Here is a 24,278-nt window from a genome sequence, read left to right as displayed (position 1 = left end):
TTAGGGTTGCTCCGTGGTGTTTAGTTCAGCAACAAAGTTATAGAGGTCGCCTCGATACCAAGATCGAGTGAATTCAACGGGTTTATCTGTGCCGTCAAAGCCTTGCCGCTCGATATAGAGCACCGCATCCTGTGTGTTGATCTTTAAAGCCTGGCCGACTGCTGGTTCGGCATTGATTGCCGTCATGGTTTGCACGGCCCGGATTGGGCGCGCGTCGAGAGCCTCAAGCGCATGGTAGAGCGAGTCACCGACCGCCAGGGCATTGGGCACTAGGTTGCCGGGAACCGTGGCGATTTCATAGGCCATCGGGGTTGCACTGGCATATCGGACACGAGTAAAACGGCTCACCAGGTCACCGGGCGACAAATTTAAGGCTTGAGCTTCTTTGACCGAAGCCTGCACCGTGACGCGTGCCACCCAGGATGAAGAGGGTGCTAGCCCGCGCGCTACCATGTCGTCGGTAAAGCTGTTCAGAACCGCTATATTCTTGCGGATCAACACCTGAGCACGTCGGGTTACGACGGTGCCGGCACCCTGGCGTTGACTCAGCAGGCCCTCTGCGACTAGGCACTCAATCGCTTTGCGGACCGTGACACGAGACACGCCCAGGGCTTCGGCCAAATCGCGTTGGGGCAGAATAAAGTCTCCGTCGAGCAACAGGCCTTCATCAATGGCCTGAGTCAGGGACCGCGCGAGCTGGGTGTAAAGTGATCCGGAACGGCTCACATCTGGTCGCAAAAAATCGATCAGCGCTGGATCTAAACGTATTTTAGCGCTCACCGTCTGAGCCTGGTTTGGGCATAGTACAGCGCACCGGAGAGCGCATCGCCGAGCGCTGGGACCTGTCGTATCTGGATGTCACGGGTTAGTTTCGGGGCGATTGTTTCGGCCAAGCCACCCATCAAACACAGACCTCTGCCGTGGGCGGGTAGTGCCTGAATTTGCCGGCTGAGCAGTTGGATCTGTTCGGCCATCAGTGCCTCCGCCAGATTGTCGTGGGCGGCCACGGCTTTCAGCACCAATGGTGCAAAGCTGCCGTAGTCACCGGAGCTGGCTATTTGCGACCAGCCAATCAATTCATCGGTGCCCGCAGGGAAGATCTTCCAGATGCTATCGGTCAAGAGGCTGCGGGCGATAATGCCATCGCGTTGATCAAGCGCCGCTCGCACCGCCTGTTGACCCAGCCAGGCGCCGCTGCCGAGGTCATTAAGCGGAAAGCCCCAACCGCCGACGCGTCGCCATTGGCCCTGGTCTAGGGCGATACCGATGGCGCCTGTGCCGATGATGAAGATGGTACCGTCTTGTCCGGCATGGGCCCCTAGGCAGGCGATTTGGGCGTCCGAGAGCAAGCTGATATCGGCAAAGGAGTCGCTTGCCCGATCTAAGAAGTCATCGACAGCCACGGGCGCTTCGGCGCCCGCCAAGCCCGCCACCAGCACGCTGGACTGGGCGCATGTGGCGGGCAAATTGGCATTGGCAAAGGCTTCAGTGACCGCCTGATGGACCGAGCGCCAAGCCAATTCAACGTCCTGGAAAATATTTGCGCTGCCGGCCTGGGCCTCGCCCACAATGTTTCCATGGCGGTCGGTAATGCGGGCTCGGCAGCTTGTGCCGCCGCCATCGATGCCAATTAAATAGGTGTCAGGGCTACTCATGCCGGGTGTCTAGTGCCTTAGGTTTGGTCAACCAGATTACGGCCTTTCTCGCGCATAAACAATACCAATTCAATACCAATTCAATGCGATGCCTATATCGCGAATCTTATGAAACACTATTCAGAGTCAGTCACCGGCGGATCCAGCAAGGCAACAGATCGGTAACGGCAGGAAAGTATTAGCGGCGAGGTCAAAAGGGGAGGGGCAAAGGGGGAAGCTGATAGGCCAACCTGAAATCATCAGGTTGGCCTATCGGCGTGGCCGATCTAGGCCGGGTAAATGGTTACTGCTTAACGTTCTGCGACGTTGCTGGCGGCCTTTTTAGGCCGCGGTATGCCTTGGCGTTGTCGTCGCTCCCACAGACACTTTCGGCTAATGCCGAGTTTTTGCGCCAGTTCGGTCTCGGACATGCCTTCCTGATGTTCGACCACAAAATGTTGAAAGTAGTCCTCCAACGACAGATCTTCGCTATCTTCGGGCAACGCGACTTCGGCTGCGGGAGTCGGGCCGGGTTGATCGTCGGAATTTACCAGGGTATTGGGTACTTCCCAATCTTCCTGGGCCAGGCCCAAATCGTTACCGCTGATATCGATGCCATCGGCCAAAATCAGGGCCCGTTGGATGGCGTTTTCCAATTCCCGAACGTTGCCGGGCCAATCGTAGCGGACGACCAGCTCACGGGCGCTTTGCGACAGTTTCGGCACAGAGTCGATCTTCAGTCGTCGACAATGTTTTTGAATTAGGTGTTCGGCAATTTCGAGCACATCGGCGATCCGATCGCGCAGCGGTGGCAGGGCGATCTCAATGACCTGCAAGCGGTAATAGAGATCCTCTCGGAAGTTGCCTTCCTTGACCAGCTTCTTGAGATTACGGTGGGTGGCCGCGATTAGGCGGATATCGACCTTGCGCGCATTTACCGAGCCGACTCGGCGCACCTCGCCCTCTTGCAGTACCCTTAACAACCGAGCTTGGGCTTCCAAGGGCAGTTCGCCGATCTCATCGAGAAATAGCGTACCGCCCTCGGCAGCTTCGACCAAGCCCAGGCGAGCGGCCGTGGCACCGGTAAAGGAGCCCTTTTCGTGGCCGAACAGTTCAGACTCAATGAGGCTTTCCGGGATCGCCGCGCAGTTTACGCAGACCAGAGGCTGGTCCTTGCGGGGGCTGAATTGATGAATGGCACGGGCTGCCAGCTCTTTGCCGGTACCGGACTCACCCTGTATGAGCACGGTGATGTCGGCCGGCGCGACGCGCAGCATGCGGCGATACAAAACCTGCATGGGCTGACAACTGCCGACCAGATCGCCCAAGGCGGCTCGATCACCGGCTTCGCTCAGATAGACCGGTTGGTCTTCAAACCGGCCCAGAACCGTTGCAGTATCGGTGCCCTTGCTCTTTTGAGCGTCGTCGATAATGCGCCGAACGGTACGGATCATGTCTTCGTGGTCAAAGGGTTTGGCTATATAGTCAACAGCGCCCATTTTCATGGCGTCAACGGCCGAGCGCATGCTGGCATAGCTGGTCATGATAAGCACTGGTACGGACTTGGCCGCGCTGATGAGGTCGGTGCCCGGGGCGCCGGGTAATCTGAGATCAGAAATAATAAGATCAAAGCGAGAGAGATCATTCTCGCTGGCTTCGCTGACGGATTCTGCTTCGGTGACCTTGTAATTGTTGCGCTCGAGCAGTCGTTTTAGGGCCGCGCGAATAACACTTTCGTCTTCAACAATTAAAATCTCGCCCATCTGTTCCGCTCCGCTCAATTCGCTAAGGTCGGCACTTTCTGCTCGGATTTGCCGAACTGTGTCCGATTAATGCCCGCTTACTCTATATTAGTGTTACCCGAAGTAACATTCAGGTGTAAGGGTAACCGAATAGTGAAACGAGTGCCAATATCTTCCACCAGGAAAGCCGGCGACTCCACACCGATATGACCGTAGTGCTCTTCGATAATGGTATAGGACAGAAATAGCCCTAAACCGGTGCCCTTGCCAACCTCCTTGGTGGTGAAGAAGGGGTCGAAAATGTGATCCATAATATCCGCCGAAATGCCGGTGCCCCGGTCTGTGACGGTGACATTTAGGGTTTCTCGCTTATCTTCGGTGCGCGCCGATACGATGACCTTTTCGCGGGTTGGGCTGGCGTCGCGGGCATTACCGAGCAGGTTGATGAAGACCTGAGACAAGCGTTGCGGTTCACACATCAGCTCCAAGCTGGGGTCGATGTCGTTGACGAAGATGATCTGCTTGTCATCGCGTGATAACGACAGCAGGTCGATGGCGTCTTGGACGATGGCCGCTAACGAATGAGGATAATGGTCGGCCTTGCCCTTTTGGTCCCCGGCATGGGAAAAATTGACCAGCGAACGCACGATCTTGGTTACTCGATCGGCCTCATGACGAATTTGCTGGGCAATCTGTTCGACCTCGGCACTCGATTCAGCGTATTTCAAGTCTTGGGCTAGGCAGTCGATACCGGTGATGGGGTTGCCAATCTCATGGGCGACCCCGGCGGCGAGCTGACCGATTGAGGCCAAACGCTCCGAATGAACCAACTCCGCCTCGAGCATCTTGTACTCGGTTTCATCCTCGAGCAGTACAATAATACCCTCATTTAAATCACTGCTGGCTCGACCAAACTGGGTGCGGTGCAGGCTATACCAACGCTTCCGGGCCAGATCGGCGGGATCGTCCTGTTCGATGGTGATCTTTTCTTCGCTGCCCTTGATGAAACTGCCGATCAGGTCATACCATTTGCCCGGCAGAAGATCGATTTTAGCGCCAATCGCGCGTTCCTCACTGATGCCGGTCAAGTGCACCATCCATTCGTTCCAGAGCAGTATTTCGCCATCGACGGTAAGTGAGCAAACGCCAATGGGCAGGCGATACAGGGTGTCGCGGTGATGTCGTCGGAGCCGGTCCAATTCCGCCGACATGCCGGTCAATTGGTAGTGGTAGTTGTCGAGATTCTGTTCTAAATAGTGAATGTCGTCGCTGCGAGTACTGGCGACTAGGTCGTAGGGCAGGTAGCGACTGACCATCGCCTGTGCCACCGAGGGGCCCATCATACCTGACAGGTTGGCCTCCAAGGTGTCGCGCAGACGCCGTAAGGCATAGGGGCGATACTCGCTCAGATCGAACTTGAGCTGCGCCAGGGCGCGCCGGACCTCGCGTTCGGCCATGACTTGGCCCAGTGGTTTGATCAATGAATCGATAAACTCGCGCGCATTCTTGGCGCGCAGCGGAAAGCGCTGGCGTCGGTCAACGGAGCTGATCACACAGATTTCTGCCGAGTTTTTCTCCTCCGGTGAGGTCTTGGTGAGCAGCGAGACGAAGAAGAAGGTCAGCGCATTGAGACCGAACGAAATATATACCACCTCAGACCAATGGTTATTGTCTAAAGCGAATTGCAGTGGCATGCGCCCCTGCACTAACAGGCTGTCGATCAGCACCGGGCTCAACTGCATGACCAGCCAAGACCCCAGGCCCATGCCCACGCCGGCCATAAAGCCTTTACGGTTCGCTTTGCTCCAAAACAGCAAGCCGATCAGGCCAGGGGCCATTTGCAACAAACCGGTGTAGGCGGTAATCAATAAGGTCGACTGGTTTTGCACCTGGTTTAAAAAGAGGTAAAAGCCATAAATTGAACAGAACACCAAGCCGATTAATAGCCGTCGGGTCCAGATCAGCCATCGGTAGATATCGACATTGACGCTCGGACTATAGAAGGGCAGCACCAGATGGTTCAGCAACATGCTCGACAGCGCCAGAGCAGCAATGATGGTCACGCCCGATGCCGCAGACAAGCCGCCCAAGTAGGTTAACCAGACCAGAAACGCTGAATCAAGGCTCATACCGATGCTGAGCGTAAAGTACTCTGGGCTGAGGTTGGAGCCGGTGCGGATGCCGGCCCACATGATTGGTAGAACCGGCAGCGCCATTAAGAGCAGATAGATCGGTGCGGCCCAGGTAATTAAACGCAATCGATTCGGTTGCGAGTTTTCTCGAAACAGTATTTGAAATAGATGGGGTAAGACTAGCGGTGCCGTGACAAACAACAGCAACAACGAAAACCACTGCGTCATCTTTAAGTCAGGATTGATCGAATTAAAGGTCAAGGGGGTCATTTTCACCCACTCCTGCATTGAGTTCAAACCTCCGCCGATTTGGTATACCGCCAAGCCGCCTAAGAGCAGGAAAATAGCCAGTTTAAACAGGGCCTCTAGGGCGAGCGCAAAAATCAGCCCGGGGTGCTTTTCGCTCGGACGAATGCTGCGCGTGCCAAATAGGATCGTCATGTAGAGCAGGATTACACTAATCAGACCGGCGATTAAACGGGTATGGGCGCGTGGGTCGAGAATGATAATAACATCAGTAATGGCTTGGATTTGCAGTGCCAACAACGGCAGAACGGCCAGAAAAACTCCAGCCGCGGTCAATAAGCCTACCCAGCGAGAGCGGTAGCGAAAGGCGAACAGATCGGCCAAAGACGAGAGTTGATAGTTTTTGGCAAGGTTAAACAGGGGTCTAATGACGATCGCCGAAAACAACAGCAGAATGGATAGGCCAACATAGAAAGCCATATAGCCGTGTTGCAACTCATAGGCCATGCCCACGCTGCCATAGAATGCCCACGAGCTGCAACTGACGCCAAAGGCCAGCACGTAAACGAGCGGATGTTTGATCAATCGTTCGGCAATCTTGCCTTTTTCGGCAAAGTACACGACCAAGAACAGTGCGCTCAAATAGAGCAAGGCTGCGAGCACCAGGTAGCCCCAATGAAAGGTCATGAGCGCCGTCCACGCGAGCGTTCAACTAAGGCATTTACCAAGATGCCCAGAAACCACAGCAAGAAGGGTAGATACCAGAAGGTGCGGGCATCGAACCAGGTTAGGGTGTAGGGCAGAAGAAGGTAAAGCGGGAGAATCATGAGTTTAATAAACATACTCGGGGCTCAATAAAGGTCGACGGCTGTTGCGCAGCCGTCAAGTGTAGCCTGAGTGCGACCGAATAAGAAGGCGGCTCAAGCTGGGTCGGCAAAGCGTTGATGAATCTGGCAAAACTCGTCCAGATTTTCAAGCAATAGATCGACCAGCTGTGGGTCGAACTGCAATCCCCGTTGAGCCTGGAAATAGGCCTCAACGCGCGCCATATCCCAGGCCGATTTATAGATTCGACGGTTACACAGGGCATCAAAGACATCGGCAACGGCGGTAATGCGCCCCGCGATGCCGATAGCGGTGCCTCTTTTGCCGGCCGGATATCCGGTCCCGTCCCAACGCTCATGGTGTTCGAGCGCAATGTCAGCCCCCAGTTGCAACAGCGGTTTGTTGGACGATGCGAGCATTTGGTAACCGATCTTGGCGTGAGTTTTCATCACAGTCCATTCTTGCGCATCGAGCTTGGTCGGCTTATTCAAAATGGTATCGGGAATGGCAATTTTACCCAGGTCGTGGAGCGGGGCCGCCTCGCGAATTTGGGTCGCCGCGTCGCTCGACAGGCCGCATTTTTGCGCCAGCAGATAGCTAATTTCTGACACCCGGCGCAGATGAAAGCCAGTTTCTTGGGATCGATGTTCGATCGCATCGCCGAGTAGATAGACGATTTCGCGTTGGCTGTCTTCGAGCAGGGTTCGCAATGAAATGTTTTCAAAGGCCGTTAAGGCATTGTGACAGAACATCTTTAATAGGTGTTCTTCCAGCTCATTGCGCGTCTTGAAGTCGCGTAAAAATAACAGTCCGGCGTGATGAGGCTTGGCGCGATACAGGCAAATAAAGCCGTGGGATGTCATTTGGCTGCTAAAACCGAGCGCAGAATCATGCAATAGATGGGCACATTCGTTAGGCAGGATGTCGACCGCGCGTTGCTGTTCTTGATCGGAGTACGCGCCGGTTCCGGCAATGACCCTCAGTTCACCGGCCTGTTCAAAGGCGGCCACGCCATGACTGCCGGCATAGAAGCCGTCCTCCTCAGGCGCAATAACCGCCGAAATTTGCTCTAATATGCCGTGGGCAAAATCCTTCAAGTAGGTTTTCTGATGCAACTGGGTTGAGCATTCTAGAATGCGTTCTAGGCCCAAGCGTGAGCGATCTAAGGCGATAATGTCGCGATAGCTGCGCAGGCAGGAGTACATTAGGGTGTGTAACTTACCACGTGTTAACTCGGTTTTTTCTTTGTAATCATTGATGTCATATTCGGCAATAATGGTCTCTTCCGGCGCTTGACCGGGTTGGCCGGTGCGCAAAACGATGCGCACAAAGGTGTTTTTCAGCATCGACCGGATCGCATTGGCGGTTTCCAGTCCGGCATGTTCGGTTTCCATCACCACATCGAGCAAGCACACGGCAACGTCTGGGTTATCCATCAGGATGTCGATGCCCTCTTTGCCGGTATAGGCATGTAAAAAAATGAGCGGCCGATGGTCAAAGGTGAAGTTACGTAAGGCTAATTTGGTGATGCTGTGCACTTCCTCATCGTCGTCAACCACCAATACTTGCCATGGCCGCCGGGCTTTGTTGGCATCGGGTTGCGCTCCGTTCTCATCGGCAAAGACTAGATCATCGCTCATAGGGCGTTTTCCTCTCGGTAGGGTGGCCGCTCATGCAGCAGTTTAATTGCCATGACAATCTCAAGCCCCTGTCCCAGTTGGCTCGTGGTTTTGATCTGCCCTAGCAACTTAGAGGTAACCAGATTGTAGACAATATTCATTCCCAAGCCGCTGCCACCAGTGGATCGACGTGTGGTGTAAAAAGGATCATAGATGTGCGCCAAAACTTCAGGGGTCATGCCGGCACCATTGTCCTGATAGACCAAGGAAAAGCCGTCTTTGCTCTGCTGTGCGGCATCGAGGGTAATTTGGCCGGCGCGAGTGCCGTCCTGGAAACCATGGATGAGGGAGTTGAGGATCAGATTGGTGATGATCTGTGCCAAGGCACCGGGTGCAATGCTCAGGTTGATCGTTTTCGGCACTCGATTGAGAACCTCGATTTCCGTGTGCTTTAGCTTGGGGCGCAGCGACATCACGATCTCATCCACATAGCCGTGTAGGTTAATTAACCGCGCCTGATCGCTGGCCTGATCGACGGCGATGTTTTTAAACGACTGAATTAGCGTTGCGGCACGGTTGAGATTTCGGCTCAGGAGTGTTTCGGTTTCGTGGCATTCGGCCAGAAAACCTTCAAAACCAGAGCGGGTCAGTTGATTGCCGGCCAGGCATTGCTGGGTAATGCGCATCTCTTCTTTGAGGTGACTCGCGGCGGTGATGGCTACCCCGAGGGGCGTATTGACCTCATGGGCGATACCGCTTACCAAGATACCCAAGGATGCCATCTTCTCACTGCGAATCAGTTCGGTTTGTGCCGTTTTGAGTTTTTCCAGCGAATCGACCAGGGTGGCATTGGCGGTGCTCAACTCGCTCGTCCGGCGCGACACCAGCTGTTCCAAACGGTGACGGTATTCTACTAAGGACACATTCTGCTCGATCAATGACTGACGTTGGACGTTAAAAATTTCGTACAGTCGGCCAATTTCGTCGCTGCGTTGTTGTAAGGCGGGTGTGATCGCAACGGTTTCGGGGCTTAGATCGGCGGCGTAAGTTTGTACGTGTAGGGTGAACAGTTCCACGGGTTTGGCGATAAGCTGGCGGACCAAAAAATAGAACAGAAATTGCAACAGGACAAAGACCACCACACTGACGCTGAGGCTGATTTGGGTTAGTTCATTAACCTGTTGGCGAATTAAGCCATTATCGCTGCGAATCTGTAGCGTGCCGATATTGAAATTCTGCTCACCAGCGCCTTCGGCCTCGACGATCAGCGGTACCCAAGCGGTCAGGGCAGCATCGTTTTGTGTCTGGATCGGTGCCGCTAACCTAGGGACTTGCGCCGCGAAGTCGGCCAAGTCACCGCCGCTGTAGTTGAATAGGCCGCTGTGGTCATTGACCGACACACCGGAGATGAATTGGTCGCGCAGGATGGCATTGGCGGCGTCGACGGTGCCGGTTTCGTTATAGACCCACAACGACTGGGTCACCAATATCGCCAAATTATCGATGGCGGCCGCGACATTGTGCGCCCGCGTGCGCTCCAGTACGGGCTGTAAAGCCCAGTACACGGTCGCCACGGTTATTAACAGGGCACTCAATACGCTAGTAGTGATACAGGCCATCAGTCGGCGAGTGAGATGAGCTTTGAGTCCGAACATAAAGCATTAGAGGGTTGCGTGAGAAAGTATCAGTCTAGCCGAAGGTTTTGGCTTTGCAGCGGCAATTGAAAACTAATTGGGTCTTCGCGCCAGCAGGCTACGGCCTGCTGCAGCAAACGATGGGGCGAGTCCGGCGTCAAGGTTATGCCCAAGGCCTGCAAGATGCGCAGCAGATTGGCACCCGCGGTCGCATTCTGGATTGCCGGGGAGAGATTTTGCTTGCTCAGTTTCTGTGCCGAATTCGGGCTTAATAGCACCGGGAAGTGGCCGTATCGGGGCAGTGGGGCGCCGAGCGCCCGATACAGTTCGCGTTGCCACCAGACCGACTCCAATATGTCGATGCCGCGCACCACCTGGTTAATGCTCTGGTCAATATCATCACTGACCACGGCCAATTGATAGGCAAATAAACCATCCTTGCGCAGCACGACCACCGCACCGGCCTGGTCGCGCGGAGCCGATACTTGCAGGCCCTGAAACCGGTCGATAAAGCGATCCTGCTCGGTCAATACCCGAAAGCGCACCGCGGCGTTCGCCACCGGTTGACGTTGAGAAGAACAGGTGCCCGGATACACCGGGTGAGCGCTGAGGTCTTTACGACTGCATTGGCACCAGAACAGTCGCTCTTGCTGGTGCAGGGTGTTGAGGTTGGCCCGATACAGCTCAAGCCGGTCGGACTGATAGGTTTCGGTTTCATCCCATTCCAGTCCGTGTGCGACCAGTGTCGCCAAAATGTCTGCACTGGCGCCGGCCTGTTCTCGAGCTGGATCTAGATCCTCGATGCGCACCAACCATTGGCCCTGATTTGCCTTGGCATCCAAATAGCTGACCACGGCCGCAAACAATGAACCAAAATGCAGCGGGCCGCTGGGGCTGGGCGCAAAACGTCCTCTGTAGGGGGTTGGGCTAATTGGCGTGTGGTGCTCAGACACTGTTATTTTCAGTCAGGTTCGCTAAGATGGGCCCATTGTAGTGAGTAGAGCGCGTCGAGCGCAAACTGCCCGTTTGAAAAACCTTACCAGCTTTGGGAAATTGTATGATGCTTGCCGATCGATGCCAGCGTATCGCGTCTTTTTATGTTCTAGAAGTGATTGCCCAAGTTGAGGCGCTCGAACAGAGTGGGGTCGATGTCATTCGCGCCTTTATTGGTGAGCCCGACTTCCCGACACCGGAGCCTATCGTGGCCGAGGCGGTGCGAGCCCTGCAAACGCAAAAGCTCGGTTACACCGCGAGCACCGGGGTGCCGGCTTTGAAGCAGGCCATCGCCGACCGCTATCAGCGTTGGCATGGCCTAAGCATCAATCCGGCGCGAATAATTGTCACGCCGGGTGGTTCGGCGGCGCTGCATGTGGCCTTTCTGGCGACCCTGAATCCCGGCGATGAAGTATTGCTGCCCGAACCGGGTTACCCCTGTAATGCGAATATCCTGCATATGGTTAACGCCACGGGCGTCGCCGTGCCGATGGACCCAAACCAAGATATGCAACTATCCCTGAGCGCGCTGAGCGCCGCCTTGAGCCCGAGAACCAAGGCATTATTGATCGCCTCGCCCAGCAATCCGCTCGGTACCGTGATGTCGCCCGAGCAATGGCAAACCTTGGTCGATTTTTGTCGCACCCACGAATTGCAGTTATTGGCCGATGAAATTTATCACGGCCTGACCTTTTCCGATCTGGCCTGCAGCGCGTTGGAAGTGGAAGCGGACGCCTGGATAATTCAATCCTTTTCAAAATTCTATGGCATGACCGGGTGGCGCCTAGGTTGGCTGGTGGTGCCCGAATACGCCATCGACGCCTGTACCCGCATTGCCCAGAATCTCTATCTGTCGGCGTCGACCGTAGCGCAAATTGCGGCCCTGGCCGGTTTCTCACCGGCTGTTGAGGCAATCTGTTTTGAACGCCGGGATCGCTTGCGCGAACGGCGCGATTATCTGATGCAAGCCTTGCCGACGCTGGGCTTTCGCATCCTGGGCGAGCCGGAGGGCGCCTTTTATCTGTATATCGATGTGTCTCGTTACAGCGACAACGCGCAAGATTTTTGCCACGATCTGTTGCTTAAGGCTGGCATTGCCCTGACCCCAGGTTTGGACTTTGGCGGTCCTTGTTTTAATACCAGTGTGCGCATCGCCTATACCGCCGATCTAGCTCGCTTGGCCGAAGCGATGCGCCGATTGACGGTCTATTGTCGGAATTTGGCACTCGAGGTCAGTCTCTAATCGCCCGCCCGGGGGCTCGGTTGCGCGATAAATCACGCGAGCGTGGCAGAAGCGTCGTTTTATGGGCACAATTGGCGGCTCATTAGCAGTCGAGTTTACGATGCGCGCACCTCAAATTCTGTCCCTTATTGCCATTGGCCTCAGTCTGGCCGGTATCAGCCTGCTTACCGCCCTGGATACCAATGTCCAGTCCGGTGACCTTATTGGTCTGTTGAATAGCGAAAATGCCAGCCATCAAGCGTTGGCCAATGGTCTTTTCTTGCTCTTGGGTATTTTTTGGATGGGTGCGGTCGATAGCACCCGGCGCTTCATAGAGCCGCGGTCGCTGGATAGCTGGTTGCGTTTTTCGGCTATCGGCTTCGCCGCCAGCTATTTATTTAGCATGCTTTTCCCCTGTGATAACGGCTGCCTGCCCGGTGCATCCGTAAGTCAGATGGTGCACAGCAGCGTGCTGTGGTTGTTGTATTGCGGGCCCGCGGTATTTGCCGGTCGTCTGCTGTGGGGCAAGCCGGAGCGGCAAATTCGCCATCTAGCCGCCCTGTTGCTGCTGGTGTTTGCCGTGCTGCAATTGGATGCCTTCGTCTTTCAAGCATCACCGGGCCTGTGGCAGCGCATTTATGAGTTACTATTCTGTTGGCTTTGGTGGCTCAGTTTACACGCCATGGTAAAAGCCGACAGTGCTCAAGCCTAGCGTTTGGCGGCACTGCCCTTGCCATACTATCGTCGTAGGGTCGAGTTTTCTGTAATCAAAAAGAGTAGGATCTGCGCCACTCGTAACTAGGCTTCTTTATGGCATACCGTATCTTTGAAATCGTCGCGCCGATCTGTTTTGTGGTGTTGGCGGGATTTTTTTACAGCCGTTTTAAAAAGCCCAATATGGAAGCGGCGAACACCATTAATTTGGATGTGTTTGTGCCCATTTTGATCCTCAGCGTCTTCGCCAGCGCGCCGGTCGATATTTCAGACTATGGCGGACTGATTCTGATGGGCACCGTCATTACCCTGTTGCCGGGTCTGTTCGTGTTGTTGTTCTATCGTTTCTTGAACGTCGAATGGAAGACCTTTGCACTACCGATGATGTTCAAGAACAGTGGTAACTTGGGCATACCCTTACTGGTCTTGACCTTTGGCGAAGAGTATTTGCCAGCCATCCTGATCCTCTTTATCTTGGAAAACATCCTGCATTTTAGCGTTGGGATTTGGCTCCTCAGTCCGAAGAAGCGCTCACTCAGCTTTTTGAAACAGCCGATCATTATCGCGTCGTTGATCGGCATTAGCCTTTCGGTGTTAAAGATCAGTTTACCGCCCTGGTTGGTCACCGGCCTGAGCATGCTCGGCGATGTCGCCGTACCCTTGATGCTCTTTGCCCTAGGCGTCCGGTTGGTGAACTTGGATTTTCACGGCTGGCGCATCGGGTTGGCCGGCGCGATCGCGGCGCCGGTGTTGGGCCTGACCTCGGCGGCGCTCTTTATTCATTGGGTTGAGCTACCCGATACGCTGGAGAAAATGGTTTGGTTGTTCGCCGCCCTGCCGCCGGCGATCCTGAACTTCCTCTTGGCCGACAAATACCAGCAACAACCTGATAAGGTCGCGGCCATTGTGCTGTTCGCCAATGTTGGTAGCCTAGCGGTTATTCCGCTGGTTTTATTTTTCATTCTCTGAGGTCAACATGTTTAAACAATGGGAACGGGCGCCCGCCCAGACACAAATCGATAAACAGGCGTTTATCGAGGCACTGAAGTTCAATGCCGATGGCTTGATCCCAGCGATCGCCCAACAGCACGATAGTGGCGAGGTGCTGATGATGGCCTGGATGAATCTGGCGTCGATTAGCGAAACCCTGGCCACCGGTCAGGTCTGTTATTGGTCGCGCTCGCGCCAAACCTATTGGCGCAAGGGCGAAAGCTCGGGTCACCGACAGCAACTGGTGGCGCTGCGTGCCGATTGTGATGGCGATACCTTGTTGCTGCTGGTCGATCAACAGGGCCCAGCCTGTCACACCAATAGGCGCAATTGCTTCTTCTTCGAAGCCCAGGCCGATGCGGTGACCGTGCTCAATGATGTCGACTCGGGTTTAGTCTGAAGTTAGGCGGATATCATCCAAGGTTAACAGCAGCGGCGCGTCGAGTTGGGCAAAAAACAGACCCAGGCGATATATACCGTCCATCGCCATCGCACGCCCAGCCGGCGCCGATTGGACCGCCGCCAAGGGCACCCTAATGTGGTTCCAGCCCGGCGTCAGTTCGAAGCTCTGATTATAGCGATCCGAATACAGTTGAGCCGACAATTCATGGGCTCGGTCATTGATGCGAACGGTCAACACCTGCACCCTGCTGCTGGGATTGTGTGCCTGCAGTTGCAACTGCTGGTAACCGCGCCAGTCGGCCAACGTTGGCGCGAGGCTTACGCCTGAAAAATGGCCAGCCTTGAGTCGCGCCTGGCCGGCGAAGCGACCTTCCGACACTCGATCGGGACTGATTTCAGTCATCCCATGCCAATGGGCCAGTGAGTCTCCCTGTTCGAAATTCTCAATAAGAGGCGCTCGGTTTTGCCGCCGCAGATCCTGCTGTGCCGTCCAGGCGAAGCCACTCAGATCGAGCAGCAGTAGTAGGATCGCAAAACTGATCAGGCTAGGATGTAGGTGCGCTCGCGCGCGCCAAAACAGTGCCAGAGTGGCACCAACCAGGTTGCGCAGCATATCCCGACTACTGAAATCCCGCCCGACCTGATGTTGAATTAGCTCAAGCAGCAAACTCAGAATGAAGATGCTCGCCAGGACCAGGGCGACCTGTGGCCAACGGGTGATGGGCCGGAATGAGCAATAGAGGCCGGTGGCCAGGAAAAAGAAGCCTATATGGCCGAGATTCCAGCCATAGCGGATAAAAGGCAAGGCAACGGCGCTCGGCCCACCGATAAAAAACAGCGGCGTCACCGCCAGCACCAGAATCACCAAGAGGTGACCCGGGCGCAGCAGCCTAAGCAAGGCGGTTTACCGACGTCGGCGGCCGGTCCGGCACTGGGTGATGGTCAGTCGAGCACATGGACTCAGGCCTAACGATTGACCGCGACAACGGCCGCGACCAACGCATCAACCTCGTTGAGCTGCAGGCCAGCAATATTGACGCGGCCACCGCTAACGATATAGATGCCGTAGTCCGCCTTGAGGCGAGCGATCTTGGCATCACTGAGCCCGGTCAGGCTGAACATGCCCTTGTGGTGACCAAAGTAGTCATAGTCTTCGCCTTGGGTGGCAATGCGGAAACCCTCGACCAGAGCCGAACGTAAGCCGTTGATGCGCAGGTTCATGGTGTCGAGTTCGGCCCGCCAGAGGCCATTGAGTTGATCATCGGCCAAAATGGTACTGACGATCGCAGCGCCATGCGAGGGCGGCATCGAATAGCTGCCGCGCGCCAATTCACACATCTTCGCGCGGCCATTATGCGCATGGCTGGCATCCTCGCCGACCAGGATGGCAGCACCGGTGCGTTCCCGATAGAGGCCAAAGTTTTTCGAGCAGGAGGTAGAGATCATCAGCTCTGGCACGGCGTTGGCCAATAGCCGCAGGCCCTGGGCATCAGCTTCGAGGCCGTCGCCCAAACCCTGATAGGCAATATCGACAAAGGGTAGAAAACCGCGTTGCTGAGCCAACTCGGCGATCCGCTGCCAAGCCGCTAGGCTCAGATCGGCGCCACTTGGATTATGGCAGCAGCCGTGTAACAGCAGGACATCGTCGGGTCCCAATTGGGCCACTTGGGCCAGCATCGCGGTTTCATCCACTGCCTTGGTCACCGGGTTCAGATAAGCGTATTCCTGCACGGCCAAACCGGCACGAAGCATAATAGGGCGATGATTGATGTAGCTGGGGTTGCTGATCCAGACGGTGGCATTGGGCCGTGCAAAGGCGAGCAGATCGGCCAGATTGCGCAAGGCACCGCTGGCACCCGGCGTTTGCAGGGTGCTGGCGCGGGCCATCGCCGAAGTGCCACCCAAGAGCAGAGACTGGATGGCCAGGTTAAAGTTTTCATCGCCGACCAATCCTTGATAGGCCTTGGTGGATTCCGTTTTCAGCAGAGTCTGTTCGGCCTGTGCCACGGCAGCCATGATCGGTGTGATGCCCTTATCGTTGCGATAGACACCGATGCCCAGATCAATTTTATCGGTCCGTGCATCATTCTTAAATTCGCTGATTAACGATAAAATCGGGTCGGCCGAGGGGGCCTGAATCTGTTCAAACATGATGACTCCAGGGGATTGAATCGCAAAGGCACTAGCATAACGCTAAAGTCGGGTGCATTTCGAGTCTTGTCGCGATAATGGCCGCTCGGCGCAGTGCAAACTCGCCCAGAACCCACTACAATCTGTCGCTGTTTTATTGAGTCTCATTGTTGAGGACCGCATGAAAGCCTTATCGCGTGATCAAGTACAAAGCTGGATAGAGGCTTGCTCATTGGAAGCCTACGTCTGTTCAGACTGTGAAGGGATACATTTGCCGGTGTGGGAAGGTCGGCCGGGAGTGCTCGAAGCGCGTTGTTTCGTCGAGTCCGATCGCTGCTCGGTGCTGACCGAGATTGCCATTCGACCGTCAGCGGTGTTACCACTGCAAGGCGCCGTGCATTTTATGAATTATGACTTCAGTCTGCTGAAGGTGATGATTTCCATGGATGATGAGGACGTGCCGCGCATGCTGCTGACTCTAGCGATACCGCTGAAGCATCTGAGCGCGCCGATGTTTAAGGATTGGCTGGATATGTTGTTGACCGAAATGGATGCCATCTACGATCAATTAACCGATATGGACGTCCTAATGGTGCACAACGAGCTGGATGATCCTGTCGAAGATTTCGACGACAGGCTGCACTAGGGCTTAGCGCAAGCCCCTTGGCAAGGCCGCCCTATTGCCTTTGGCAGCAGGACGGCCCTGTGGTTACCAAGCAGCGGCCTAAACGATTTCTTTTGCCGCAATCTTTGCGGCCCATTCCTGTGGCCCGGTGCTGTGTACCGATACGCCATTGCAGTCCACTGCAACGGTGACCGGCATTTCTTCGAGCACAAATTCGTAGATCGCTTCCATGCCCAAATCGGCAAAGGCCACCACCTTGGCGCTGCGGATTGCCTTCGAGACTAGATAGGCGGCACCGCCAACGGCCATCAGATAGGTCGCCTTATGCTTCTTGATCGCCTCGATGCCGATCGGTCCGCGTTCAGCCTTGCCGACCATTGCAATTAGGCCGGTATGCTCCAGTACCGTATCGGTGAACTTGTCCATGCGGGTCGCCGTCGTTGGGCCGGCGGGACCGACCGCCTCTTCGCGCACCGGATCCACCGGGCCGACGTAATAAATCACCTTGTTGGTCAGGTCGATTGGCAGCGGTTCGCCTTTGTTGATCATATCGACCATGCGTTTGTGCGCGGCATCGCGACCGGTATACATCTTGCCCGATAAGAGCAGGGTTTCACCAGGCTGCCAGGTTTGCGTCTCGGCCTTGGTCAGGGTGTCGAGGTTGACTCGGCGTGCCGATGGACCGGCTTCCCAAACGATGGCCGGCCAGTCGGCGAGTGTTGGCACGGGCAAATCGGCGATGCCGCTGCCGTCGAGCGTGAAATGAGCGTGGCGCGTGGCGGCACAGTTGGGGATGATCGCAACCGGCTTATTGGCCGCGTGGGTGGGCGCATCCAGTACCTTAACATCCAATACTGTAGTCAGGCCGCCTAAACCCTGGGCACCGATGCCCAACTTGTTAATCTTATCAAACAACTCCAGGCGCAGTTCCTCGGCCCTATTACTCGCCCCCTTGGCCTGTAAATCTTGAATATCGATTGGCGCCATCAGACTTTCTTTGGCCAGTATCATGGCCTTTTCAGCGGTACCGCCAATGCCGATACCGATCATGCCCGGCGGGCACCAGCCGGCCCCCATTTCTGGGATCATCTTCAGGACCCAGTCGACCACCGAGTCGGATGGATTCAGCATGGCAAATTTAGCCTTGGCCTCACTGCCGCCGCCCTTGGCCGCGACCTGAATATCGATGGTAGTGCCGGGCACTAAGCGGGTATGGATGACCGCGGGGGTATTGTCTTTGGTGTTGGTTCGAGCACCGTCCGGGTCGGCCAAGATCGAGGCACGCAGGACATTGTCGGGCAGGGCATAGGCCTCGCGCACGCCTTGATTGATCATGTCTTCGAGGCTCATGGTCGCATCGCCAAAGACCACACTCATGCCGACCTCAACAAAGACTGTCACAATGCCAGTATCTTGGCAAATTGGCCGGTGGCCTTCGGCACACATTCGACTGTTGATTAGTATTTGGGCAATGGCATCCCGTGCGGCAGGGGATTCTTCACGTTCGTAGGCCTGGTGCATGGCCTGAATAAAATCCTTGGGATGATAATAGGATATATACTGTAAGGCATCGGCAACACTTTGGATTATATCGGCTTGTTTTATCAGAGTCATACTGCTCTCCATCAGGATCGAGGTGGCGCCTCGGTATTATTATTGGCTGGAAGTGTACAACAAATATCAGGGTGGAGGCTGTTCCCAGACTAAAGTTGCACAGGTTTGCCGCCCAGCATCGAGATAAGCTTGCAAAATTCAAACGCTCGTTTAAATTAGAGATAACGTCCTACTGCTGCGAGTCATGATTGTTAGCCATTAAAACTCTATATCATTAAACCGTTTGTCCTCAAAACCATTTATCATCAAAGGTGGGCCACATGTCTGAAATAGAAACGCGTCTCAACAACGGTGTACTGGAAGTCCAATTTAATCGGCCTGAAAAAAAGAATGCCATTACCGAGCAGATGTACCGTCGCTTGGGCGATATCTTTATCGGTGCGCGCAGTAACTCGGAGGTCGCCGTGATTCTGATTACCGGTCAGAAGTCCTGTTTTACCGCCGGCAACGACTTACAAGACTTCCTCGATAATCCGCCGGTGGATGATGAGTCGGCGGTGTTTCGGTTTCTGCAGACCGTGGCTGACTTTCCCAAGCCGCTGGTCGCCGCGGTCAATGGCCCGGCCATTGGCATTGGCACCACCCTGTTGCTGCACTGCGACCTGGTTTTTTCCGGCGAGAGCGCGCTGTTTCAATTACCCTTCGTGAAGCTGGGTTTGGTGCCAGAATTTGCCTCGTCTTACCTGTTGCCGCTGCGCGTCGGTCATGCCAAGGCCGCGGAGTGGCTGTTAACCGGCAAGACCTTCGATGGTCAGGAAGCCAAGGCCGCCGGTCTAATCAACGGGGTTTATAATGATGAGCAGTTTTTCAGTGCCGCCGTTCATCAGGCACAGGCCTTGGCGCAATTGCCGCTGGAATCCTTGATTATCACCAAGCGCCTAATGAAGCAGACCTATATGGCGAAAACCCTGCAAACCATGGAAGAAGAAGGCGAACTGTTCCGCAAGCGGTTGGCCAGTGACGATTTCAAACAGGCGGTGACCCGGTTTTTAAGCCGAAGCTGAGTATCGACTCAGTTTGACTCAGTCGTAAATGCATCGATCAGGGCGGACGGGGATTGCTTAAACAGATACCAGTCGGGTCGCTGCCACGAGCCCTTGAAGGCGGCCGAGTTGGACCGAAAGGCGACGCGGTCCTTTTCATTACCGTCGATAAACATCACCAGTTCAATCTCCTGTTCAGCGGTGTCTACCGTTGCGTCATACCATTGGGCAATTTCATTAGGTGTCAACATTTTGCGTCCGGCGACGGTGTAAAGCGGGAAGTCGACACCTGTTTGTGTCGTGCCCGCCTGATAGGCTTTAAAGATTAGCTCACTGCACACCATGGCATTGTCACTGTCGAAATCGAAATCAAAATCGTAGGGTTGACCGGTGTAATAGAAGGCGTTGTGGATGGCCTTGGCTTTTTCAAGCTTGCCCAGCAACGGGCGGAATATGGCGGCGCCGTCGGCTGCCAGCGATGTTTCAATGGAATTAAAGATAACCCCCGCGTTCAGTGCCTCGATGGCCCGAACCTCGCCCATGGCGTCATACCCTGGATGTCGGGCATAGATCTCGCTGGTCGCACGCAAGAGCGCATCGAAACTGTTAAAACCTTGCTCGGCGAGCCATTGCTTAACCTCTGGCGTATCAAAGTATTGCTCGCGTTCGGCGTGCGAGCCGATATAGATTGCCGAGTGGGTCCAAAAGCCGGGAATGCCGACATTGGTCAGGCGCCATTCCTTGCGGGTCAGATAAAAGTCGCCTGGCTCTAAATCTCGGCTGAAGCTTAAGGCTTGCTCGGGCGTGATCAGTGTCTCGCCAATACGCCAAACCTTGACCTTGCCCATGCCCTTGGCGACCCCTCGCTGGATTGGGAACCAGGTTCTAAATAGCGAACGGCTTACCGTGCCGGCGCTGTTGGCGACCAACAAACCGGTGCGACTCTGCTGCCGAACGGCCAGTCGATCGGCGGAAAATTGTGCGGCAAAAGACGACTGCGCATCGACCGATAAACTGCTGGTGAGATCATCGAAGCGAACAGTGTTCCAGTCACTCAAAACCTGATTGCTGAATTTTTGATACATCTTGGCGGGCAGCTCCAGATCCGGATGAGCAAGGTTGAGCCATTTCACCAGTTCCGGATCCCGACCGATGCGACTGATAAATGCCAAGCCGAAGCGGTAATAAGCCGTCATGGCGAAGGCGTGTATTTGCATGCGCCGATCATGCTCGGCCGAAGATTGCCGCTGATAGAGCTCATTCTTGTCGGCCAGTACACCCAGGGTGGCCATATAGTCCAGATAAACCCCCCAGACATCGAGCACGGTCTGCTTCTCAGCCCGATTTAGCAGCACCGGGAGAAGTTTCGATCGATTAAATATGTCAGGCTTTTGATCGATATAGCTGATCAGATTCAGCAGCCCCTGACGTTGAATTCGAATCGCCTGAACATCGGTCGATTCGGCCAGGGCCTCAAGGCCAAACAGCAGTGAATAACAAAATAGGGCAAGCGCGAACGGTTTTTTTCCTAACACTAAAATAAGTCCATTTGATCATTAAGGTTGCTGTCCGGTGCGTCCGTTTCTGATTCGGCCGGTGGTGCCGAGTCCTCAACGGACGCTTTATGAGTCGCCAGAGGAGCGGCCCCGAACCAATAGCTCTGGCGCTGCAGCAAATACGCTTGGGTGTCGAGTAAGGCGGCGTGCTCCGGTGAGTCTAGCAGCTTTGCCGCGACGCGCTCGAGCGCGCTCGAGATGCTTAAGGCTTGGCCTCGGTCCGGATCCTCAAGCACGCCGAGGCGGCTGTTTTTCCACCCGGCAAACTGCGCATCGCTCAACGCCGATGGGAAGTTCCGCGCCAGTGCGCTTTCGACCAAAGGTGGTAAGCGATCATCGTGCAGCAGATGGGTTTCATCGAGCCAGCGTTCTTTGTGGATGCGGTCACTGGCCATTCGGTTCAATAGGTTGCGATCGTGATCGTCGATAAAGCCGGAATAGAGCGCATGTTCAGGGTCAGCAGGGGGCTCACGTCGGTCTTGGTCGGTAAAGACGGCCAGCGCCAGCGCACGCAATTCCGGATGAGCCTCTACTATGGCCTGATGTACCTGAATGCGGACCAGGTCGACATCGAGCCGCTCTGCTGTGACGGCATCTAACAGGGTCATCGATGCGATCATCGGGCTGCGGTTCAAGTGCACGGTTTTGAACGGCGGTCGGGTCGCACCCTCGGGCAGATCAGCAGCCTTACTGTACAGCCAGGTCTTGAGCGTTTGGGCGTCGTGGGCCAGTAGCCAGCTGGGATCGTTACGGATATCGATAACGATCACCTCGTTATTGCGTTCCGGGTGCATCATTAGGGGGATTTCAATGCCCATGCAATGTTCCAACGCCGGGATCTTGCCGGAAAAATGCAGATGCGGTTGCCGGCCCTCTATATCGATATGCTGACGAACCCGATGTTTGGAACGCAGGCTAAAAGCATAGTCATATAGCTTGGGTTGGCGTTGCTTGATCAACTTGGCCAGCGCGATGGTCGCCAAGACATCGCTGACGGCATCGTGTGCTTTGGCATGCGCCAAGCCGTTGGCCGCGCTCAGGTGCTCGAGCTTGAAGGAGGGTGTGCCGTCGTCCCGCGTCGGCCAATTGATGCCATCGGGCCGCAACGCATGGGTCATGCGCACTACATCGAGCAGATCCCAGCGGGCATTACCGTTCTTCCATTCACGTGCATAGGGGTCGAGCATATTGCGATAGAGTAAATAGCGGGTACATTCATCATCAAAGCGAATACTGTTATAGCCCACCGAACAGGTGCCCGAGAGCGACAAATGCTGATGAATCTGGTGGGCAAAGTCCCATTCCGACAGGCCACGCGCGGCCAAGTCGAGTGGCGATAAACCGGTAATGGCGACCGCATCGGCATCCACCAGGGTGTCGAGTGCTGGTTGGCAGAGCAGATCGATGGGCGAGCCAATCGGATTCAGCTCCAGATCGGTGCGCACCGCGGCAAATTGCGCCAGGCGGTCGCGCTGGGGGTTGGCACCCCAGGTTTCGTAGTCATACCATAGTAGGGTCATGTCACCTGATTGGGGTGTTTGCATCGTCGAGTTACCCTGTTCCGCGCCATCTCCGTTCAGGGTATGCTAACGCGTAGTTCTACCAATTTACAGTTTCCGGTGACAGATCGCCCCCCGATCGGTTTATCTGGCCTTTTTTTGTGGAGTATTGATCATGTTTAAGAAGCTCTTTTCGCGTAAATCACCGCCCATCACTGGCACGCCAGCCAAGGCCAAAGCGACTCCGGCACCGGCCGTTGTGCAAGCCGATTCACTGCCTGAGCTGGCAGCCAAAATTGTCAGCGCGCCGGGCAAGGCCCAGGCGCCCTTATGGACCCAACTAACCGAAGCGATTAAACAGGGCACCTATAGCTTGGCGGAAGTAAGTGCTCACCTGACCGGCTTGCCGGGCATAATGTTTTTAGTCCAGCACGGGCAGCCGACCGAGGCTGTCAGCCAAGTGCAATGGCACGATATAGCGCTGACTGGCCATATGGCCTCGGTGCGCAAAGTGGCCGCCACGGAACTGACCGATGCCGACTTACTGGCCGCCCTGGCAAAAGAAACCAAGGGTAAGGATAAATCTGTCCATCGTATTGCGACCGATAAGCTCGATCGCCTAGCGACGGATAAGAAGGCCGCCCAAGCCTTACTGGATAAGCAAGAGGCGGTGTTGGACGCCATGAGGCGACTGGCGCATGGGTCCCTCGAGCCGATGTATATCGCCAAATACAAGGGCTTATTGGAACAGTGGGGCGAGCTCAAGAATATTTCGGACGTGCTCCAGGCCGAGTTTGAAGTTAACCGCGCAGTGGCTCAGGCGGTATTCACCCCGGTCGAGCCCAAATCGGCATCGGTCCCTACCGACCCTGAAGCGTCCGCGCTAGACGATAACGCGGCCCCAATTGAGGCCATACTGAGTACTGACCTTGCTCTAGAGCCGGAAGCGGAACCCATTGCGGCCGAGTTGCCGGCAATCGATCGACAGCCGATGGTCGAGGCATTGGTTAAATGGATGTGTCAGTTTATTGAGGTTGGCGATTTCAGTGCTGAAAAAATCGCCGCAGCCGAGCATTTTCTCGATGAGATGCAAGCTCAATGGCAACAGTCCGAGCCCCTGGGCGCGGTGATCAAGGCCGACGCCGAGGCTTTTCGACAGGCCTGCCGGAGCTATAGCTTGGGCCTGCCCAAACTAAGCAAATTGATCGCACAGCACGGTGAACTGGCGACCATACCCGACCAACTCCTGGTCGACGGCAAATCGGCAGACAAGTTGGTGCATGAGTTGGAGGATTGGCTGCACGAGATGGCGCCTGTCATCAGCACCGAGTCACCTGAGGTTGTCATCGCTCTGCGTCAGGGGCTGCAGCAACATCAAAAAAGCCTAGCCGCGCACCGGCAGCATGAAATGAGCCAAGTGCGTGCCATTCGTGGCCAGCTGCGCCGTTGTCTGTCGGCCGTCCAGGACGGTCAAATTCGGCGCGCCTCTGGCCTGTATCACGGCGTCGAAGACCTGCTCAAGGATTTTGACCTGGGCCATCACGCTGGCGTGCGCAAGCAACTCGATGAAACCACCGCTGCCTTGGCTAAACTACGCGATTGGCAAGCCTTTGCGGTGTTGCCCAAGAAGGAAGCCCTGATCCGACGCATGACGGCCCTGATCGAGCAATCGCTCGATCCAGAATTCCGTGCCCAATCGATTCGGGATATGCAGGACG

At 55.4% G+C, this 24,278-nt stretch carries 20 protein-coding genes; 7 read left to right on the top strand and 13 right to left on the bottom strand.

Annotated features, from left to right (window positions below; translation table 11 throughout):
* From AC4FIC_RS07345 to gluQRS, 8 genes are all read right to left on the bottom strand, one after another.
* A complete protein-coding gene (locus tag AC4FIC_RS07345) occupies window positions 1–780 on the bottom strand; it encodes a GntR family transcriptional regulator (RefSeq protein WP_227003686.1) in 780 nt (259 codons plus the stop codon).
* The gene (locus tag AC4FIC_RS07340) at window positions 777–1,655 is read right to left on the bottom strand and encodes a glucosamine kinase nucleotide-binding domain-containing protein (protein ID WP_273283985.1); all 879 of its coding nucleotides are present in this window, start codon (window positions 1,653–1,655) and stop codon (window positions 777–779) included. The genes AC4FIC_RS07345 and AC4FIC_RS07340 overlap by 4 nt, the downstream gene beginning before the upstream one ends.
* Window positions 1,656–1,945: 290 nt before the next feature.
* Complete coding sequence (locus AC4FIC_RS07335; RefSeq protein ID WP_100257957.1) at window positions 1,946–3,397, bottom strand: sigma-54-dependent transcriptional regulator; 1,452 nt, start codon at window positions 3,395–3,397, stop codon at window positions 1,946–1,948.
* Window positions 3,398–3,474: 77 nt separating this feature from the next.
* Window positions 3,475–6,441 (bottom strand): ATP-binding protein, encoded by a 2,967-nt coding sequence (locus AC4FIC_RS07330; protein WP_100257956.1) that lies wholly within the window; start codon window positions 6,439–6,441, stop codon window positions 3,475–3,477.
* Window positions 6,438–6,596: a hypothetical protein gene (locus AC4FIC_RS07325; protein ID WP_158524381.1), complete on the bottom strand. Its 159-nt coding sequence runs from the start codon at window positions 6,594–6,596 to the stop codon at window positions 6,438–6,440. The genes AC4FIC_RS07330 and AC4FIC_RS07325 overlap by 4 nt, the downstream gene beginning before the upstream one ends.
* Before the next feature lie 78 nt (window positions 6,597–6,674).
* Window positions 6,675–8,219 carry a DUF3369 domain-containing protein gene (locus AC4FIC_RS07320; protein WP_100257955.1) on the bottom strand — a complete coding sequence of 515 codons (1,545 nt, stop codon included), beginning with the start codon at window positions 8,217–8,219 and terminating at the stop codon, window positions 6,675–6,677.
* Window positions 8,216–9,853 carry a sensor histidine kinase gene (locus AC4FIC_RS07315; protein ID WP_100257954.1) on the bottom strand — a complete coding sequence of 546 codons (1,638 nt, stop codon included), beginning with the start codon at window positions 9,851–9,853 and terminating at the stop codon, window positions 8,216–8,218. The genes AC4FIC_RS07320 and AC4FIC_RS07315 overlap by 4 nt, the downstream gene beginning before the upstream one ends.
* A 29-nt stretch (window positions 9,854–9,882) precedes the next feature.
* Window positions 9,883–10,785: a tRNA glutamyl-Q(34) synthetase GluQRS gene (gluQRS, locus tag AC4FIC_RS07310; RefSeq protein ID WP_227003685.1), complete on the bottom strand. Its 903-nt coding sequence runs from the start codon at window positions 10,783–10,785 to the stop codon at window positions 9,883–9,885.
* Window positions 10,786–10,889: 104 nt separating this feature from the next.
* On the opposite strand from gluQRS, the gene AC4FIC_RS07305 reads away from it, so the two are divergent.
* From AC4FIC_RS07305 to hisI, 4 genes are all read left to right on the top strand, one after another.
* Window positions 10,890–12,068, top strand: a complete 1,179-nt coding sequence (locus AC4FIC_RS07305; protein WP_100257953.1) for an aminotransferase class I/II-fold pyridoxal phosphate-dependent enzyme — start codon at window positions 10,890–10,892, stop codon at window positions 12,066–12,068.
* A 100-nt stretch (window positions 12,069–12,168) separates the two neighbouring features.
* On the top strand, window positions 12,169–12,759 hold the full coding sequence (locus tag AC4FIC_RS07300) for a hypothetical protein (RefSeq protein WP_145980296.1): 591 nt from the start codon (window positions 12,169–12,171) through the stop codon (window positions 12,757–12,759).
* Between the two features lie 98 nt (window positions 12,760–12,857).
* Entirely contained in the window at window positions 12,858–13,730 is an 873-nt protein-coding gene (locus tag AC4FIC_RS07295) for an AEC family transporter (RefSeq protein ID WP_100257951.1), read from the top strand.
* Between the two features lie 7 nt (window positions 13,731–13,737).
* Window positions 13,738–14,151: a phosphoribosyl-AMP cyclohydrolase gene (hisI, locus tag AC4FIC_RS07290; protein ID WP_100257950.1), complete on the top strand. Its 414-nt coding sequence runs from the start codon at window positions 13,738–13,740 to the stop codon at window positions 14,149–14,151.
* On the opposite strand, the gene AC4FIC_RS07285 is transcribed toward hisI, so the two are convergent.
* Both AC4FIC_RS07285 and AC4FIC_RS07280 read right to left on the bottom strand, forming a co-directional pair.
* On the bottom strand, window positions 14,143–15,051 hold the full coding sequence (locus tag AC4FIC_RS07285; protein ID WP_145980295.1) for a VanZ family protein: 909 nt from the start codon (window positions 15,049–15,051) through the stop codon (window positions 14,143–14,145). The two genes, hisI and AC4FIC_RS07285, sit on opposite strands and share 9 nt — an antisense overlap.
* Before the next feature lie 68 nt (window positions 15,052–15,119).
* A complete protein-coding gene (locus tag AC4FIC_RS07280) occupies window positions 15,120–16,304 on the bottom strand; it encodes an amino acid aminotransferase (RefSeq protein ID WP_100257948.1) in 1,185 nt (394 codons plus the stop codon).
* A gap of 160 nt (window positions 16,305–16,464) precedes the next feature.
* Between AC4FIC_RS07280 and AC4FIC_RS07275 the strand changes: the two genes are divergently transcribed.
* Entirely contained in the window at window positions 16,465–16,929 is a 465-nt protein-coding gene (locus tag AC4FIC_RS07275; RefSeq protein WP_100257947.1) for a YbjN domain-containing protein, read from the top strand.
* Window positions 16,930–17,007: 78 nt separating this feature from the next.
* Here AC4FIC_RS07275 and AC4FIC_RS07270 read toward each other — a convergent pair whose 3' ends face one another.
* On the bottom strand, window positions 17,008–18,522 hold the full coding sequence (locus tag AC4FIC_RS07270; protein WP_100257946.1) for a fumarate hydratase: 1,515 nt from the start codon (window positions 18,520–18,522) through the stop codon (window positions 17,008–17,010).
* Between the two features lie 260 nt (window positions 18,523–18,782).
* Here AC4FIC_RS07270 and AC4FIC_RS07265 point away from each other — a divergent pair, with 260 nt between their 5' ends.
* The gene (locus AC4FIC_RS07265; RefSeq protein WP_100257945.1) at window positions 18,783–19,526 is read left to right on the top strand and encodes an enoyl-CoA hydratase; all 744 of its coding nucleotides are present in this window, start codon (window positions 18,783–18,785) and stop codon (window positions 19,524–19,526) included.
* A gap of 8 nt (window positions 19,527–19,534) precedes the next feature.
* On the opposite strand, the gene AC4FIC_RS07260 is transcribed toward AC4FIC_RS07265, so the two are convergent.
* On the bottom strand, window positions 19,535–21,040 hold the full coding sequence (locus AC4FIC_RS07260; RefSeq protein WP_100257944.1) for a YiiX/YebB-like N1pC/P60 family cysteine hydrolase: 1,506 nt from the start codon (window positions 21,038–21,040) through the stop codon (window positions 19,535–19,537).
* On the bottom strand, window positions 21,040–22,581 hold the full coding sequence (gene sbcB / locus AC4FIC_RS07255) for an exodeoxyribonuclease I (RefSeq protein WP_273284476.1): 1,542 nt from the start codon (window positions 22,579–22,581) through the stop codon (window positions 21,040–21,042). Before sbcB ends, AC4FIC_RS07260 begins: the two co-directional genes overlap by 1 nt.
* A 154-nt stretch (window positions 22,582–22,735) precedes the next feature.
* On the opposite strand from sbcB, the gene AC4FIC_RS07250 reads away from it, so the two are divergent.
* Window positions 22,736–24,278 (top strand): hypothetical protein (locus tag AC4FIC_RS07250; RefSeq protein WP_490359393.1); only part of this gene is annotated, 1,543 nt, incomplete at its 3' end.

This window comes from Reinekea sp. (genome assembly GCF_982785585.1).
The sequence above is the reverse complement of the archived record's forward strand: the minus strand, read 5'-3'. Positions and strand labels throughout refer to the sequence as shown.